This window comes from Parapedobacter luteus (assembly GCF_900168055.1).
Classification (GTDB): domain Bacteria; phylum Bacteroidota; class Bacteroidia; order Sphingobacteriales; family Sphingobacteriaceae; genus Parapedobacter; species Parapedobacter luteus.
This window is the reverse complement of record NZ_FUYS01000001.1, coordinates 768,374-785,215: the sequence shown is the minus strand read 5'-3', so window position 1 is coordinate 785,215 and position 16,842 is coordinate 768,374. Positions and strand designations below refer to the sequence as shown.

Here is a 16,842-nt window from a genome sequence, read left to right as displayed (position 1 = left end):
CGGCGGTCTCCACAAAGAAAAGGAAGTATTTAGTGTCAAAATGCTCGGAAATTACAGATTAACGGAATCTTATTCATTAACGTCTTGGCCCGGTCCCTGGCCAACAGGGGAAGTTCTTTCCAAAAGCTGACCGTGTTGGCAACCAATGCAACCAACCCGATGGTGACCAACACCCATCGTGATCCGGGCCAGTAAACCATGGCAAGGGAGATGGTACCTGCAATAATGACCGCCAACAATGCCAAGGTAGCTATTCGTATGGGCCACATCAGTTGGTTCGTTTCAAGCCATTTAATAGCCACCTTGAAATAAGCTGCTGTCATGATCAATTCTGAAATCAATAAAGCCAGTCCCGCACCCTTAATTCCAATCCAAGGCACCAATAAAAATACACCAATAACCAAGATGAGTGCAGCGCCTGTATTGATAATCAATTGCTGCCTCAATAAGTTATTGCCCAAAACGATGGCTATTGCGGGCTGGGCCAGGGCATAGACCAAAACCCCTATCGAGAGATATGCAAACAAAGCCGGGTCAAAATCCAATTTACGCCGTGTCCAGATGGCGTATAGCGGTGTAATAAACGCCTGTAAAAGCACCACCATAGGAGCCATCACCCCCACGAGGATCATCCATACCGTGGAAAAAGCGATCTCACTTCTTGCCTGATCACGTTGATGTAAAAAACGCATCAGCTCCGGCATCAATGGGTCGGTAATACTATGCAGCCCCTGCATGGCAAAATTCGCACCGGTGCGTATGGTAGTGAAGGTAACCAACGCCTGCGTGCCGGCCAAGGAGCTGACCATCAATCGCACCCCCCCTACCTGCCAATTTTCAAGCAGGCTTTTCCAAGAGAGAGCCAGCGAATTTACCCAGTTTTGAAAGCCGAGCCTTAAATTCCATCGATTAAATGGTATTCCTTCCTTCTTGAACAAGGAAAACATATCCACGTAAAGGAAAAAGTTGACCAGCCAGGTAGACAGGACCAGATTAATGCCCGTTTGAAGTAGCCCAGCTCCGAGCACTACACCTATTGCTGGTATCAGGGCGTTGGCAAATGCCATGAGCACACCCCACCAAGCCATACGAGGATAATAGTCAAACGCATACAACGCACGTCCGCAGATCCCGCCGGCGCTACCCGTAAGCATCCACGTTGCGCTTTGCAGCATCAGAACTATACCAGCGTCGCGGAGCAGCTGATCGTCGAGATCGATAGCCGTAGACAATAGCTGTCCTAAACGATTGGATAGGCAGATAAAGACAACAACGACTAATTGAAATGCACCTAAAAAAAATCCGATGATCATGCCCGAACACAAATGAAGACCCAGTTGTTCCCTTTGAGGCTGTAGCCCCAACTTCAGAAATTTATAGCCCAGATAATTTTGGTGGCCAATATCCAGCATGGTCAGTAACGCCTGAAAAGCCCAAACAGCCAACCAAACCCCGTAGGTCTCAATATCCCAGAACGATAAGTACAGTGGGACAATAGCCAATTGGGAGATCAACGTAATGATGATCTTTAACCATGCAGCTGTGGTACCGGAAACAAGTCGAGAAAAAGCTGACATAATGAAAGTAGGTTGAGATTCCTGATTTTTCGGCTTTTTAGATAGAGCTTATCAAGGAAACTTAACAACGTGGTTAGCAATTTAGCGGGGCGTTGTATCTCAGACGGATACAGTCCGTTTGAATTTCCAGTCTGCTGAAGCAGCAGTTCCCAGTCAAAACTCCATATGTTATCCAAATGAAACCGTTTACAACCATGCGTCTTGAACAGTTTTAACACCTCCAAATCTTGCCAGTTGAAAGAAGGATCCGGAAAATTATTAAGATCAACATCTATCGTATGGTGATAATTAATCCAGCTTTCAGGTAGTGGCTCTATCCGTTCTGCGTAGTTTCGCTCATACGTATCCGGACTATAAATGTATCGACGCAGGTAAAAACGACTGGTATGCTTTATATTTTCCAGCGCCGAGTAATAACGCAACTTTGCAAGACGCAAGTTTAACCGTGCACAGAAAAAGTGCATAAACTTAAGTTCTTCAACATACACATGTTCTCCGGACGGGTTGTTGGGCACCCGACGGGAGTGGATCAAATCCGGTTGATGCGGGCTGCCGTCATCGATATAGCCCAAAGGGAAATAATGAGCATATTTTTTGCCCCGGATACATGCTTTATTGCCATATAATATATCCGGCCGCTCGAAGTGCAAGGACGTGCCTTTTGGCAACCGCTTTAATCTGGCCCATACTTGGGTCATTTCCAAGCTGTCGGCGCTGACAAGCTCATCGGCGTCGAGTCCGAGCAGCAGCCTGGTGTCTTTTGGGAAGTGCCTCCTCGCGGTTTCTATTAATAATAACTGCCGATGGTCTTCATTAAACTCTTTGGAATTGTTTTCAATGCGTATTACTTTCGGAAATGCCCTGCAGATTTCGGCGCTGCGATCACTGGATTGCTGGTCGGCAACAATAATGCAGTCAGCAAACAAACTGGTTAATGTAAGAAACTGATGGAGAATCCAATCCTCATTTTTTATGGGCGTCAATACAATGATTTTGGCTTCGTTGTTCATTTACATGAATTGTTTTTAGGTGGTGAAACTTGTCTGCCTACCGCAGGCAGGTATTTCTGCGGCAGGCACAAGCTATGATGTGTTTGCTTTAATAAGCGCTAAAAACGTTTAAGAAAGTCTCCGAAGACCGTATGACCAAATTTTTGTTTAGTCGAATCGTAATACCCATAATCGATATGGTATCCGAAGTGATTGGTCATCATGACGCCGTTGAAAACGATATTCATATTGGGCAATTTGTGATTCCGATAAATCTCATCGATAAATTTCAATTCTGATTTCGGTGTGTAGTTATGCCTGACCACGTAAAGGCACACATCGCAGTAAGCCGCCAGAATCATTCCGTCTGTCACTAAATGCACGGGCGGAGAGTCAATTAGTATGTTATCATACTCTTCCCTGAGCTCATTGATAAGCTGTTCCATAGCGACATTGTCCAGCAATTCCGAAGGGTTGTCCGGCACCGGCCCAGATTTCATGACGTAAAGCAAAGGATGCACTCCGGATGGCTTGATGACTTCGTTTTTGCTGACTTCCCCTTTCAATAAGCTGGTCAATCCAACGGTCTCTATCTTTAAGTTGAGCAATCTGGTCAGTTCTGGTTTTCGGAGATCGAGTTCGAGTACGATGGTTTTTCTACCGGAAGCTGCCAAGGATGCGCCGATATTAGCGGTGACAAAACTTTTACCTTCACTAGCAATGCTGGAAGTCAGCAGCGTCACTTTACCTTTCTCTTGCCTGCCGTACAGCCGCATTAAGTTTGTTCGTAATATACGCATTTGTTCGGCGATAATGAGCCTACTATTGTCGAATACGACTATGGCATTCTGTTTGTCGTTTGAATGGCTTAATTCACAAATAATCGGCGCGCTGGTAGCCGAGGTAATATCTTCTCGTGTCATGACCTTATTGCGTAAGGACTCCCGGATATGGATAATGCCGATAGGCATCAGGAAGCCGAAAAGAAGCGCAACAGCAACCGGGAAGCTTTTTCCGCCATTAGGCTCGTCATAATAGGGCTGCTCGATGATTTTCATCCCTGCAAGCGTAGAGGCATAGCTTAATGCGGTCTCCTCGCGTTTCTGCAACAAGTACACATACAGTCCCTCTTTGATACTTTGCTGCCGCTTGATGCTCATGTATTTCTGTTCCTGAATGGGCATGCTCCTTATTGAACTTTCGATTTGTTCATTGTTGCGCTGCAACTGGCGCTGTGTCACGACCAACGAGTTCTTTATGCTCTTGATGTAATCATTCAAGGCGACCTTTGTGCTGTTGATTTGTTTATTCAACGGAATAAAAATCGGGTTGCCCTCGGGTGTCGTAGCAAGTAACCGCTCTTTCTGCAACTGTAGTTTTGTTAGCTGATCCACTAAACTGATCAGCCCAGGGTCTTTAATACCGATGGTAGCCGGAGGCGTGCTGCTCCCACCCGCCGTAGTAAACCGCTCAATATCCTCTATCACGTTTAATTGAACGTTTACTTCGTTCAGAAGCGCATCATTTTGCTGGACATTGTCTAAAAAAAACTGCGATTTTGACGATATATCAGTCAGCCCGACACTGCTCTTAAAGCCTGCGACGTTTTGCTCCGCAGCATTAAGTTCACCTGTCAAGGAAGTCAGCCGCTCGTCTAAAAATTTAAGTGTATTTTTGGTCTCCAATCTCTTATCTGTGACATTGTAATCTTCATACGCTTCAATCAGCATGTCTAAAATCGCGCTCCCCCTTTCAGGAATCACATCGGTAAGGGAAAGATCCACAATCGGATCTACCTTATCCAGGGTTACCATAATCTCTTTTTGGTATCTCGTCACAACTTTATTCGGATCGCTGACTTCGATTCGGATAGTTTTTCCGATGAAGGAATCAAACCGATCAGTCTTGGTCAGTTTCCAACGGCCGAAGTCATCGGACAACGTATCATTAAACGTAGCTGAAAGCTCCGTTCCATCTTTTTTCTTCAATGTGAAGTGAGTCGAATCGTCAATGGTGATTAAGTATGTGTGATCTTTCTTAAATAGCCCGGATGGCTGCACCATTGTTAACTTTAACGGCGTATTTTTCCATAAGTCGCGTTTTCGATAGTCGGTATGGAAGTAGTTGGTCCACAACTGAAGCCTGGAGACGACCGAAAGAATCAATTTTCTCGACTTAAGAACCTCTACTTGGCTTTTTACTTCTTTCTTTTGCACATTGAAGCCCAACTGTTGCACAGCCAGTTTATCTGCAGTCGATTTTGCTTCGTCCGAGAGCGTCAGTTTGGCTCTTACCGTGTACGCAGGCTGGCGGTAGGAAATGTATAAAAAAGCCCCTGCAAGCGTAAAGAACAGGCATAGCAAAAACAACGGCCAATGATAGAGGTACTTCGATAGCAATAATCTAAAATCTTTCGGCTTGTCCTGCTCTATTAAATCGGCAAATTGCGGCGGTAGATTCAAAAGTTTCGCGTCCATGGGAAATAGTTATTTAATCAACGTGTAACAATAATGGCAACGATGGAAGCAGCAGACAGCAGGAGACTTAAGATTCGGTAGTTTCCATCAACTGAGGCGTACTTATTCCTGCCCGCTTCCACATAAATAATATCATTGTTTTTGAGGTAATAATACTCTGAATTAAAGGTTTTTCGCCCGGCTAATAAATCGATGGGCACGAAGATCCGTCTTCCGTCCACCTCTCGGATCAATAAGATATTGCTCCTTTTTGCCGTTATATTCAGATCGCCGGCCATCCCCAACGCTTCATTGATGGTTATCCGTTCGCTCAACACGGGATATACATCGGGCTTTAAGACATCGCCCATTACCGTTATCTTGAAATTCAGCACCCTTACAACCACGGAAGGTTCCTTTAAATAGGGAAGCAGCTTCTCTTTAACCTCCTCGGCTATTGCTGCAGTTGTTTTTCCGGCAACGGCAAGTGTACCGACCATCGGCAACGAGATGGTCCCATTTTGATCAACTAAATACCCTTTGTCGGTGTTCGCAGTATCTGGCCATGCTATGGGGTTTAGACTGGTAACCGAAATAGATAAAATATCGTTAGGCTGCACCGTTACAGGTGTAAAATTCTTAATAGCTTCTTCAGTTTGCTGTCGCCTACTGATATCCTGGAAATAAATGGTTTTTTTATAGAAACTGCAAGAAGTGGCCCCGAGAAGACATAAGAATGCAATGCTTAAGTTTAAACAGAATCTGAACATAGTGATTGTTTTTTTTAAGAAAAGGATTGTGAGATTTTTTCCGTCGGATATATAGCTTCGCCACTCCGCTTACATGCGCCACACTCTGTAGGCTATTGTTCAGCATAATGTTTTAGCCAAACAATTTTCTCAATAATCAAAGATAAACCATATAGAGCGTAATAAAATAATGCCTATCGACAATTGTTTAATAATTGTGAAATTATGTAGAGTTCTGACTTCCTAATTCCACCGATGAATTATGTATTCAAAATAGGCTTAGGATAGGTGAGAGGGGATTTTTTTTAATCACGTATTGCTCCGGCAATCTGGGCGAAAGACCAAGTGTGAAAAATATTTCATTTTTTTTCACACGTTAGTTACAAACCCGCAAACAAGATCTATAGATCGGATAATGAGCACCTTAAGTTGATGTTTACTTCTCGTAAAATTTATACATCTTAACCAAAAACTCGTTGTATTTCTCTAAAAGATCAACGTATTTGTCTTTCCAGTAATGGTACGCTGCCTCAAGTTCATCGGTTTCCTCGAAGCCGGGCTCAGATTCTTGGTGCATTGAATCAACTGGCAGATGCTCATCGTCCAAAACAACTGTATTCGCCAGTTTAGAAAACTCGTTCGTAAAATCAGTTTTAATGACTGAGCGAACTTTAAACAGAATGTCCGGACTAAGCTGTTTCCGTTTAAACCAATTGTAAACTGACTTTCTGTTTACATGAACCATCTTGGCAAATTCGGACACCGAATAGCCATTTCTCCTAACGATGCGTTCAAGCAATTGCCCTTGATGCAGTTGTTCTTTCATCCGTCACCTAGTGGTACTGACACCTTGCAAGACAGTAAGTTGTTCATATGGAACCTTTACTTTAGCTACCAAGGCACAGTTCAATTGTTTAATGATTACCAATACCTTTCCTCCCTCTACTCCTACAATTTCTCCTTTTAGATTATTTAGTGCTCCTTCGTTGATACTAATGATATCTCCTATTTTAAGCTCCTCCAGCCTAACTGCTTCGATATCATCATACAAATTGACCGATTGCCTAACCTGTTCAATGATCAATTGCGGAACAACTGCCGGCTTGCCGTTGTGGGTTACAAAACAAACCACACCCGCCGTTTGCAGCACCTTCAGCTGTTCATGGAAGTTTGCATATACAAATACATAGGAATTGAAAAGTGGCAGTTCTACTACGGTTTGACGGTCTGCCCATTTACGGCGACGTTTAATTAACGGGCAGAAAGTCGTGATATGCTGATTGTCCAACATCGTTGCGACCTTTTTTTCCCATTTGGACCGCGTGTAAATAACCATCCAATTTCGCGAGTTCATTCTTTTAAGAGATTCTTTACGTTCCATGATAATCACTTTTCGCCAACCAAAGTCGGCCTACCTAAAATATTCTGTCGTCTGTTTTGGTCAGTGCTTGTTTGGCACGCCGGCCTTCACCTGTTAGGTATTCGGATTTCAATGTCCTATCATCATGTTGCGTTGCATGTAGGATAGTACCCTTGCCGCTAATTTTCGCTGACCATTGTCGTTAATGTGAATATAATCCCTGAACTCATCCGAACTCAAACCTAATTCCAAGTCCTTTATTAGTGGTATTTGATTTCCTTCTGCAAATTCGATGATTTCTTTTCCTTGTTCGTTGTACGAACCGGCTCCCAATTCCGACTGTTCAGCATGAAGATAGATGGTTAATGGAATGTTGAATTCCTTTGAGTATGAAGCAAAGGACGAAAATCCGCTATTAAATTTATCGCTGTTTGTGTGCTTATTAACTTCCGTTTTTTCTGAACCTAGTTCTTTCTGCGCCAACTTATCCTTGATTGTTGGTATTACATAGCGTTCCATTAATTCAGATAACGCAAAAGTGTATTGTTTGTTTGGAAAACTATTATCAACGCCCACAACCTTATCAAAAGTCATATTATCATAGGCATCATGTGAGCTGACAAAAAGAAATATCGCCCTCGCTCCGAAGTTTCCATGTCTATTTAGGTACGCAAAACAATTGTCTGGCCCCCAAGTTCCAGCAGAGATATTCAAAAACTGAATCTTTTTTCCAGAAAGGCTCGTTAAGGTATCCGACAAAAGCGTAGTGGCAAGCGAATTATGGTCGGTCACCGTACCCCCGTTGATAAAAGAGTCTCCAAAGCCTAAAATAATCGCCGCAGCAGCATCTATCTCATCACTTCTCATGGATACCGCATTGGTCTTTATGTGTTTTTTGAACCGGAATCGATTTTGGCCCGGCTGGGCAATGTATTCGTAATCCGGATCTTCTCTGATTAACACAGCGTCACAAAAACCATAATGATACCTTAATACAAGCTCGGCGACAACAACGCAACAAACAAGGGAAATAACGAGTAGCGGTAACTTTTTCGTAAGCATAATTTTATTTATTTTTAATAGCAATGAGACTCACCTACCTACTACAGGCAGGTATAAGTTGGGCTTTATTCGTGTCACCGTTGCTTGTCTTCCGTCGCTTTGCTTACTTCGCATCCTTATTGAGCAGCAGCCTATGCAGATTTATGCTACACTCAGATACGTTTGTTTGTTTTCCGCCCCGCGACGTTATCAGTTTGGATCCTGAAAGGGCTTCAAATATTTCACGTTTTAAAGATAGGCATAACTGATGAATGAACAAAACATACTTTTTTTTAATTAAATCACTGCCAAGCAGTTTTTGCTAAAAAAATCATTAGGCGATGGCTTTTTTAAACCATCTCCGCACATACGGAATATATTTTTTATTATTCTTTTTTTTCCGGACAAGCCTGTCGCTCCCTTTTTCGGCTGCTTTTCTTCGCCCTTTTTCCGGCCATTGTTTTGCCGTGATGCGGGGCGGATCCGGGGCGTATGCGGAGCGGATCCGGCTTTTTCCCAGATACATCCCGGATCCGCTCCGCATCGTGCACGGATGATGGCAGGAAAAAGGCAGAGGCGTCATAAAAACATGGCGGGCGATGGTATGGCTTTCTACCGGCATTTGCAGGTACCGCGGACATACCGTGGCAATACCCCAAGAAACCCGGAAGCATACCTGGTCTTGCGGATGCACTTGACCGCAGTTTGAATATTAACGCCAGCCTAAACCGGGCGCAACATGCTCCAGAATAGCAGTCAATATGTGCACGTTATAATCAACCCCCAATGTGTTGGGTATCGTCAGCAGGAGGGTATCCGCTTCCTGGATGGCTTCATCCTGGGCCAGCTCTTTGATGAGTTGATCCGGTTCTGCCGCATAACTTCTTCCGAAAATAGCGCGTTTGTCTTGCTCAATCATTCCGATCTTGTCGACCCGGTTGGACTCATGTCCAAAGTAATAGTGATCTTGATCAGTTACCAAAGCAAAAATAGAACGGCTCACCGATATCCTGGGCTCACGCTGGTGACCCGCTTTTTTCCACGCTTCTTTATACGCCCTGATTTGATCGGCTTGCTGTACATGGAAAGGCTTGCCGCTTTCGTCGTATTTCAGGGTAGAGCTTTGCAGGTTCATTCCGTTTTCGGCCGCCCAAACGGCCGTGGCATTAGACGCCGCCCCCCACCATACGCGTTGCCGCAATCCTTCCGAGTGTGGTTCCAAGCGCAACAGACCTGGAGGATTTGGGAACATCGGATAGGGGTTCGGCTGGGCAAATCCAACACCTTTCAGTTTATCCAAGAATTCCAGCGCTTTCCGGCGTCCCATTTCTGCATCGGTTTCACCCGCGACCGGCTCGTAACCGAAATAGCGCCAACCGTCGATCACTTGTTCCGGCGAACCTCTACTGATTCCCAGTTGCAACCGCCCCCTTGAAATCAAATCAGCAGCTCCGGCATCTTCCACCATATACAGTGGATTTTCATACCGCATATCAATGACACCGGTTCCAATCTCAATGCGGTTCGTTTTGGCTCCAATAGCTGAAAGTAACGGAAATGGCGATGCCAACTGGGCCGCAAAATGATGAACCCGGAAATACGCACCATCCAAACCGACTTCTTCGGCAGCGACAGCCAAATCAATGGACTGCAGCAAGGTGTCACTTGCTGTGCGCGTTTTATAAGCCGGATGATTGGCCCAATGCCCGAACGATAAAAACCCTATTTTCTTCATAAACTGATGACAAAGATAAGGATTATCAACTTTCCGGCATGAAGCGCACAGCTTAGCCGATGGCTTGCTCCCAAACCTACCCGAAATGTTCTTAGGCAGGCACCTGCCTGGGCTTCTCACGCTCCCAAAAGCGGTGCTGCGCGATTGCCGCCTTGAAATGCATCGCCAGCGTTGCAGGATCTGCTTCGATGACAATCCCTTCCCGCATCACGGTTTCGGGCGTGTTGTCATCGGGGAGTTTATTGGCAAAGTAAGTAGCGTCAAGTACCTGTCGCGCTCCGGCATCCGCAGCAATCGCCTTGCAATGCTTGAATGCTTCGTTGAGAAAATGAATAGCCGTCGGCTCACCTTCAATGGTGCCCACGCTATTTGTTCCTCCGGGCACATATACCGCGTCATACAGCACCGAGGCTGCTGTCAAAAGGCTATGGTGCACGCCGATTTCGACGTCATTTGCAGACAACAGAAAGCCTTGCCTCGGCGCAATGATCTCCACAACGGCTCCTTCTGCCTCCAATTCAGCCTGCACCGTACCCAGGGAAGCTTCGTCTACACCATCAGCGGCAAGCACCGCTATCTTGCGCGTTGCAATTGTGTCTTTAGGCGTATTGGCCATGCTCAACGCTTCCGATCTCGCCAACGGAGATTCCGCCGGTATGGGCTGGTAGTCGCTTGGATCGGCGTCTGCCGGAAAACTGTGATTAAGTGGCTCGCCAGTATTCGCTGGCACGGATAACCGGAGGGCATAAGCTACCGCGGCCGCAAGCGCCCTATCGACATGCGCGAGCACACCAATCATGCGCTGACGCACTTCCACGGTTTTCACCTTGCCCAATTCGAAGCTGAATGCATCAATCATATGGTTTTTCTCAGGTTCGGACTGGCTGTGGTAAAACAGTCGTGCCTGGCTGAAATGATCAAAAAAACTCTTGCTTCGGGCCCGTATTTTACGGCCGTCTATGCGTTCAGGATAAGAGGTGAAGCCTCCTTCCGCCGCAGGCGCCTGCGCCGGATAGCCGTCGCCCAAGCTGTTGGGATTATAGCTGGACTTCCCGCTATTGATTGTCTGCCGCATATAGCCGTCGCGCTGGTTGTTGTGTACCTGCACAATGGGCCGGTTAATGGGAATTTCCTGAAAATTGGGACCGCCCAGGCGAATCAATTGGGTATCCGTGTATGAAAACAACCTCCCCTGTAATAGCGGATCATTGGTGAAATCAATGCCAGGCACCACGTGCCCAACGTGGAATGCGGCCTGCTCGGTCTCCGCAAAAAAGTTGTCCGGATTGCGGTTGAGCGTCAATTTGCCCACACGCTCCACGGGGACAAGCTCTTCAGGAATAATCTTCGTCGGATCAAGCAGGTCGAACTCAAACCGGTGCTCATCTGCTTCGGGCACGACCTGAATGCCCAGTTCCCATTCGGGAAATGAACCGCTTTCGATAGCATCCCAGAGGTCGCGCCGATGAAAATCCGGATCTTTACCAGAAATCTTCTGCGCTTCGTCCCAAGCCACGGAATGAACACCCAACAGCGGCTTCCAATGGAATTTCACAAAATTCGACTCGCCCTGTTCATTGACGAAGCGAAAGGTGTGCACACCAAACCCTTCCATCATCCGGTAGCTACGTGGTATCGCGCGATCGCTCATCAGCCACATGATCATGTGGGCTGACTCGGGCATGAGCGATATGAAATCCCAAAACGTGTCATGTGCAGACGCCGCCTGGGGTATTTCATTATCCGGCTCGGGCTTTACGGCGTGTATCAGATCCGGAAATTTCAATGCGTCCTGGATGAAGAAGACCGGCATGTTGTTGCCCACGAGATCAAAATTTCCCTGGCGGGTATAGAATTTTACCGCAAAGCCACGCACATCCCGGGCAAGGTCTGTCGAACCACGGGAGCCGGCGACCGTTGAAAAGCGAACGAAGACCGGCGTTTCCAGTTCTGGATGTTGCAAAAAATCCGCCTTGGTCAGGTGAGACAAGGACTTGTATACCTTGAAAACTCCGTGCGCTCCCGATCCGCGGGCATGCACTACACGCTCCGGAATGCGCTCGTGGTCGAAATGGGTAATTTTCTCCCGTAGTATGAAGTCCTCCAGCAAGGACGATCCCCGCTCTCCAGCTTTTAGTGAATCTTGATCGTTGTTTATCCGCACACCGTGATTGGTAGCCATGAACTCACCCCGCGATACTTCGCGGTTGGGAGCCATTTCATCAGTTTTTTCGTTAGCAGGGTGTACTTTTTTTTCGGTAGGTTGCGCGGGGTTCGGAGTGTCCTGTGCACTCGGTTTTGTTTTTCTGGCCATTTCTTTAGTTACTTAGTTAGTATCAAATAATTTGGCTTATGCCATCTTTTCCGTCGTGCCTGCAAGCATTTCGCCTACCATTTCGGCAAGTAGTTTATCAGTTTGCTGCTCTTCCTGCAGTGTCTCCTGCAACTGTTCGCCTACCTCGCTGAGCCCTAAGGTTGTTGCTAACTGATAAGCACCGAGGTAGCTCGCTATTTCATAGTGTTCGACCTTTTTGGACGCGAAGATGATACCCACATCCCTCGTTTGTGTACCTGCCGGCGTGGTCTCGATAATTGCTTCACCTTCTTTGGTCAGGCCTTCCATGGCGTCGCATTTCTTGGCAACTGCCTTTTCGCCCAGCATTTCAAAAATTTTCTCCAGCCGGCCAACCTGCGTTTTGGTCTCATTTAAATGTTTGGTGATGGCCTTTTTCAAAGCCTCAGACGAGGCCGAGGCGCTCATTTTGAAAAGTGCTTTTATTAAATGGTTTTCCGCCCAGTACAAGTCGCGGACGGTGTCCAAAAGCAAGGTGTGCAATGTGGGTTCAGCGTTGTCCAATGTGCCTGTTTTGGCTGCTGTTTCGGGGTTTGTCTTCGTTTTCATGTCTGCCTATTTTAGTTGAAACTATTAGCTGCCTGGTGGTATGAATGCCAACAATATACGGAACCGTTTGTTTCATCTTCTTGTGCTTTTGCGGAGCTACTTCCGACCGGATTAAAACCTTCGGTGCCATTCGTTGGTTTAAGTCTACATGGAAAGGTTAAACGACTACATCATTCCGGCAGCCCGGCAGGGAAATACAGCCGTGATTAGCGAACTGGTAAAACAAGGAGCAGACGTCAACACCAGCAATGAGCAGGGCCACACACCATTGATTATTGCCTGTTATCATGGCCACTACGATGCCGCAAAACTGCTTCTGGAAGCAGGGGCAGACGTCAATGCCAGAGACAACGGCGGCAATACGGCGCTGATGGGCGTATCGTTCAAAGGGTACACTGATTTGGCGGGGCTGCTCATTAAGCACCATGCCGATTTGGATGTGCAGCACGGCAATGGCGGCACCGCACTCATGTTTGCCGTGATGTTCGGACGCACTCCCATAGCCAAACTTCTTCTGGAACATGGCGCCGATCATAGCGCACGGGATATACGTGGTTTCTCAGCCGCCGACCACGCCGCCCAGCAAGGCAATCTGGAAGCCCAACAGCTTATCGAATCATTTCAAAACCGACACGAGAGGGAAATTAAAACGAACGCCCAATGAAGTGAAAGAAGCGGTCGAAGTCGTCACCCTTAACGTTTCTGGCACTTGAAAGCTCTTTACGCAATAAATTCGCTAACGTATCTAAAGGGATGTTTTAGCTACGATCTCGCCGTTTTAATTCAAGAGGTAATTTGTTGTTGGTTGCTAATGCATAGCTTAATGCTTTGGTTAAACTGTCTTTTTTTAACCTATAGGTATCCGTGTATAGCTGCTGCAGGCTGTCTACTTTTTCGCGCATCTGCGTATCAAACGCCTCCGAGTGGACCTTCATCCTAGTGGTAAGACTTTCATAACCGTTGTTTATGCTGTCAATTGCCGAAGCAGACAGTTGGTCTGGCCCAATAATTCGGTATAGACTATCTTGGGCAGGGTCAAGGTATAGTGTTTTCATCACATAACACTCCTTGCTCGGACGAAAGCGGGACTCTGTTGCAACAGCAGTGAGATTCCGTCTCCACTCGATTTTCAGAATATATTTGTCGGCGGGGATACTGTCGACCGTTAATGTAAAAGCATTGCGGAAGATAGGGGCCTGAGCAATTTTCTTTTTGGTTTCATAATCGAGCAAATACACCCTGCCATTCGCTGGAATAAACACTTCGCCTTTCAGGATGACCTTGGTGTTGAGCTCCGTTTCTCCGCCGCAACCGGCAAAAAAAACATAACTAACGCGCAACTGAATAAAACACCAACCCGTACACTATTCATACGCTAAGATTAAAGAACAGGAGACAAGCCCCCTATTCTATACTTCGACATTTCATTAACAACTAAATTTCAGTCATCAATTACATGTTGGCCGCGTGCAGCTCTGTTAATTGATGCCCTTCTAATAATGCTTCTTCATGTAATGCGGATAACTGTCATTAGCGGATACACCGATCACTCGGCTTACTGTTGTCCTTTTTTAATCTTAGCTTCAACATCCGCTATAAGCATATGCAGACCCGTTGGTTCCATTTCTGCGGCTGGATTGTCCAGCCTATACTGTTTCAAGCCTTTCCCATAAAAGCGTAAAGCAACGGTCAAGTCGCCAGTTTTCTCATGTAGTTGCCCTGCAATTATATATTGCTGGCTGCTAATTTTGTGGTTCAAGCTTTCATTGATCCACATTTTTGCTTTTTCCAACAAAGGGCCATGGTTAATATCTCTTAATACAACCCATGTTGCTCCGTCAATCAGTCTATCGTATCTATCTGGGTACAATGATGGGTATTGCTGCGCTTCGATTAAACTGATGAACTTATCATAGTCCTCGATTTGCAGAAATAAGAGTTTTTCATTCTCGTATAATAGCCGGTCAGTATTACCGAAGTCTCCATTTTTAAGTTTTCCTGCTAGTTTATAAAACGCCGGCACATTGCTTTCCAGTGCTGCATTTTCCAATTGGATGCTGTACGGCCTGGCCAATAGGTGATTCACCCTTTCTTCTCCATATAAGAATACAAGTTCGCTTTTGTGATCCTTAAGAAATCGGTAATCTTCTGTCGTATCACTATTTATATAAGCATTCATCTTTGCCCACATAAACTCACCTTTCATTTCCTGGGGACTACTCAGTTTACAGAGCAGCGCATATACGGAGTCAGCCCCGGAATCGTGATATTCTTCCAATGTGTTTAAGTATCGGCGTAAAAATCCGATCGATCGGTCTCCATTCTCATATTGTTTCCTTAAGAGATTGATTGGCGCGTTTTCAGGATCGAGCCCTTCTTTCAGCTGTTGAATTAAATTATCAGCGTCGTTGTAACCCGAGAAATGATAGGTACGTTCGCCGATCCCATCAATTACGGAAAATGAAGGTACAGTACGGATGTCAAATCGCTTTTTTAAATGTTTACCTGAAGCCGAGTCAATATCAACCTTGTAAAAAACAAATAAGGAATCGATCAAGGAAACCACCTGTTTATCGACGAAAACCTTTTTCTCCATTAATTTGCATGGTGCACACCATGCTGCCGTAAAATACAACAAAAGTGTTTTGTTTGTTGATTCCGCCGCTTGGAGCGCTTTATCAAAACTTCCAGCATAGCTTCTCAAGGAATCAGTCTCGGCCGATGCAATGAAATACCAAACACAAAAACTGTAATCGATACTGTATTTTTATACCACGAAGGGGCATTCATCATTAAAACGCCAATCATAACCAAAAATTTAAAAGGCAGGTATACCAGCTAGTATGCCTGCTCAATATGATAAATCTGAGTCCGCCCAACATATTTAGTCATTTCTCCAAAAGCGCGTTCACACACCAAAGATACGGAGCCTGACCGTGAAAATCACCTGCATTGCGTGGGCGGTCATAATAATATTGTTTGTCATTCTTCTTGTTCGTTCCCACACAAACCTCAGCGACGCTCCCCCGCTCATCAACGTAGTCCACTAACGCCATCCACGCTTTCCGGGCTGCGGGCGTGTATTCATCAGCGTTTAGCCATCCCTGCTTAACCCCCGTAATAAACGCATATGCAAACATGGCCGATCCGGATGTTTCCGCCCAGCAATCCGGTTCATCAATCAGCTGATTCCACATGCCATTGGGGCGCTGAAAACTTTTCAAACTTTCCATCATCTTTTGGTAGCCTCGCAAGATGCGTGGCCGGTCTTGATGATCCGCTGGCAAATGCCGGAGCAATTCCGTGACGCCCGCGGCCATCCAACCATTGCCCCGCCCCCAATAAAAGGGCACATCGGGGGCATGGTAAAACAGGCCGTTCGGACGTTGCAACTCTTCCAGATAAAGTACCATTTCCTTGGCTGCCCGATCAATGTATTTGCAGTCTCCGGTCACGTTGTAGGCTTGCGTCTGCACAATGGTAATCATGTACATGTCATCGATCCATAGGCGTGTCTGCCAGCTGTATCCGTTGTCCGCCCAGGCCTTTTCTTCGGGCTTTGCATCCGCCGGAACCTGCCATTGTGTGTCGGCATAAGGAAGACCCAGTTGCAGATAGCGCTGGTCATCTGTCATCCGGTAGAGCCTCAAGGGTAAGCTGCCAAACATATTCAGGTCGACATGATTTTTGATGGGCAACAGTTCCTTTTCTGCGGAGAATAGGAGTTCAAACCTGTTTTGCAAAAATCTAGCCAGCATTTCGTCGGCTGTCAGTTCAGCGAAATTCAGCGCGCCATTCCAATAAAATGTCTCCGGATAGCCGATCCATTTTCCGGCGTGCAGTGCATGGTTGGCATACACAAACCGGTACGCGATTAGTTTACCCACCTCTTCGGGACTATACCCATCTGGAAAATCCTCCAGTGCATTTTTTTGGGCAAACAAGAAATGAAGAGGAAGAAGAAGTAATAATATCAATAGGTTGCTACGCATCATTTTAGTTTTTAATGATTAAGTTTCGAGTTTCCGAACAC

15 protein-coding genes are annotated in these 16,842 nt (G+C 46.0%); 1 reads left to right on the top strand and 14 read right to left on the bottom strand.

All coding sequences use genetic code 11. From position 1 onward, the window contains the following. Window positions 1–35 precede the first annotated feature (35 nt). The 11 genes from B5X72_RS03140 to B5X72_RS03090 all read right to left on the bottom strand — a co-directional run bounded on the left by B5X72_RS03140 (window position 36) and on the right by B5X72_RS03090 (window position 12,809). Window positions 36–1,577 carry a lipopolysaccharide biosynthesis protein gene (locus tag B5X72_RS03140; protein ID WP_139378499.1) on the bottom strand — a complete coding sequence of 514 codons (1,542 nt, stop codon included), beginning with the start codon at window positions 1,575–1,577 and terminating at the stop codon, window positions 36–38. After that, complete coding sequence (locus B5X72_RS03135; RefSeq protein ID WP_079715353.1) at window positions 1,529–2,587, bottom strand: glycosyltransferase family 2 protein; 1,059 nt, start codon at window positions 2,585–2,587, stop codon at window positions 1,529–1,531. The genes B5X72_RS03140 and B5X72_RS03135 overlap by 49 nt, the downstream gene beginning before the upstream one ends. A 98-nt stretch (window positions 2,588–2,685) precedes the next feature. Then, entirely contained in the window at window positions 2,686–5,043 is a 2,358-nt protein-coding gene (locus B5X72_RS03130) for a GumC family protein (RefSeq protein ID WP_079715352.1), read from the bottom strand. Window positions 5,044–5,060: 17 nt separating this feature from the next. After that, the gene (locus B5X72_RS03125) at window positions 5,061–5,792 is read right to left on the bottom strand and encodes a polysaccharide biosynthesis/export family protein (RefSeq protein WP_079715351.1); all 732 of its coding nucleotides are present in this window, start codon (window positions 5,790–5,792) and stop codon (window positions 5,061–5,063) included. 415 nt (window positions 5,793–6,207) lie between these two features. Beyond that, the gene (locus B5X72_RS03120; protein WP_079715350.1) at window positions 6,208–6,597 is read right to left on the bottom strand and encodes a terminase gpP N-terminus-related DNA-binding protein; all 390 of its coding nucleotides are present in this window, start codon (window positions 6,595–6,597) and stop codon (window positions 6,208–6,210) included. Window positions 6,598–6,600: 3 nt separating this feature from the next. Then, complete coding sequence (locus tag B5X72_RS03115) at window positions 6,601–7,152, bottom strand: UpxY family transcription antiterminator (protein ID WP_079715349.1); 552 nt, start codon at window positions 7,150–7,152, stop codon at window positions 6,601–6,603. A 108-nt stretch (window positions 7,153–7,260) separates the two neighbouring features. After that, window positions 7,261–8,193: a hypothetical protein gene (locus tag B5X72_RS03110; RefSeq protein ID WP_079715348.1), complete on the bottom strand. Its 933-nt coding sequence runs from the start codon at window positions 8,191–8,193 to the stop codon at window positions 7,261–7,263. Window positions 8,194–8,506: 313 nt separating this feature from the next. Then, window positions 8,507–8,866 (bottom strand): hypothetical protein, encoded by a 360-nt coding sequence (locus tag B5X72_RS03105; RefSeq protein ID WP_139378498.1) that lies wholly within the window; start codon window positions 8,864–8,866, stop codon window positions 8,507–8,509. An 18-nt stretch (window positions 8,867–8,884) separates the two neighbouring features. Beyond that, window positions 8,885–9,907, bottom strand: coding sequence for an LLM class flavin-dependent oxidoreductase (locus B5X72_RS03100; protein WP_079715346.1), 1,023 nt, complete (start codon window positions 9,905–9,907; stop codon window positions 8,885–8,887). Between the two features lie 91 nt (window positions 9,908–9,998). Further along, window positions 9,999–12,221: a catalase gene (locus tag B5X72_RS03095; protein ID WP_079715345.1), complete on the bottom strand. Its 2,223-nt coding sequence runs from the start codon at window positions 12,219–12,221 to the stop codon at window positions 9,999–10,001. A gap of 36 nt (window positions 12,222–12,257) precedes the next feature. Then, window positions 12,258–12,809 carry a ferritin-like domain-containing protein gene (locus B5X72_RS03090; RefSeq protein ID WP_079715344.1) on the bottom strand — a complete coding sequence of 184 codons (552 nt, stop codon included), beginning with the start codon at window positions 12,807–12,809 and terminating at the stop codon, window positions 12,258–12,260. Between the two features lie 148 nt (window positions 12,810–12,957). Between B5X72_RS03090 and B5X72_RS03085 the strand changes: the two genes are divergently transcribed. Then, the gene (locus B5X72_RS03085) at window positions 12,958–13,473 is read left to right on the top strand and encodes an ankyrin repeat domain-containing protein (RefSeq protein ID WP_079715343.1); all 516 of its coding nucleotides are present in this window, start codon (window positions 12,958–12,960) and stop codon (window positions 13,471–13,473) included. A 94-nt stretch (window positions 13,474–13,567) separates the two neighbouring features. On the opposite strand, the gene B5X72_RS03080 is transcribed toward B5X72_RS03085, so the two are convergent. The 3 genes from B5X72_RS03080 to B5X72_RS03070 form a co-directional block, all read right to left on the bottom strand. Continuing rightward, window positions 13,568–14,149 carry a hypothetical protein gene (locus B5X72_RS03080; protein ID WP_079715342.1) on the bottom strand — a complete coding sequence of 194 codons (582 nt, stop codon included), beginning with the start codon at window positions 14,147–14,149 and terminating at the stop codon, window positions 13,568–13,570. Between the two features lie 215 nt (window positions 14,150–14,364). Beyond that, window positions 14,365–15,513 (bottom strand): thioredoxin family protein, encoded by a 1,149-nt coding sequence (locus tag B5X72_RS03075; protein WP_176146072.1) that lies wholly within the window; start codon window positions 15,511–15,513, stop codon window positions 14,365–14,367. A 184-nt stretch (window positions 15,514–15,697) separates the two neighbouring features. Continuing rightward, window positions 15,698–16,804 (bottom strand): glycoside hydrolase family 88/105 protein, encoded by a 1,107-nt coding sequence (locus B5X72_RS03070; RefSeq protein WP_245826788.1) that lies wholly within the window; start codon window positions 16,802–16,804, stop codon window positions 15,698–15,700. Window positions 16,805–16,842 lie beyond the last annotated feature (38 nt).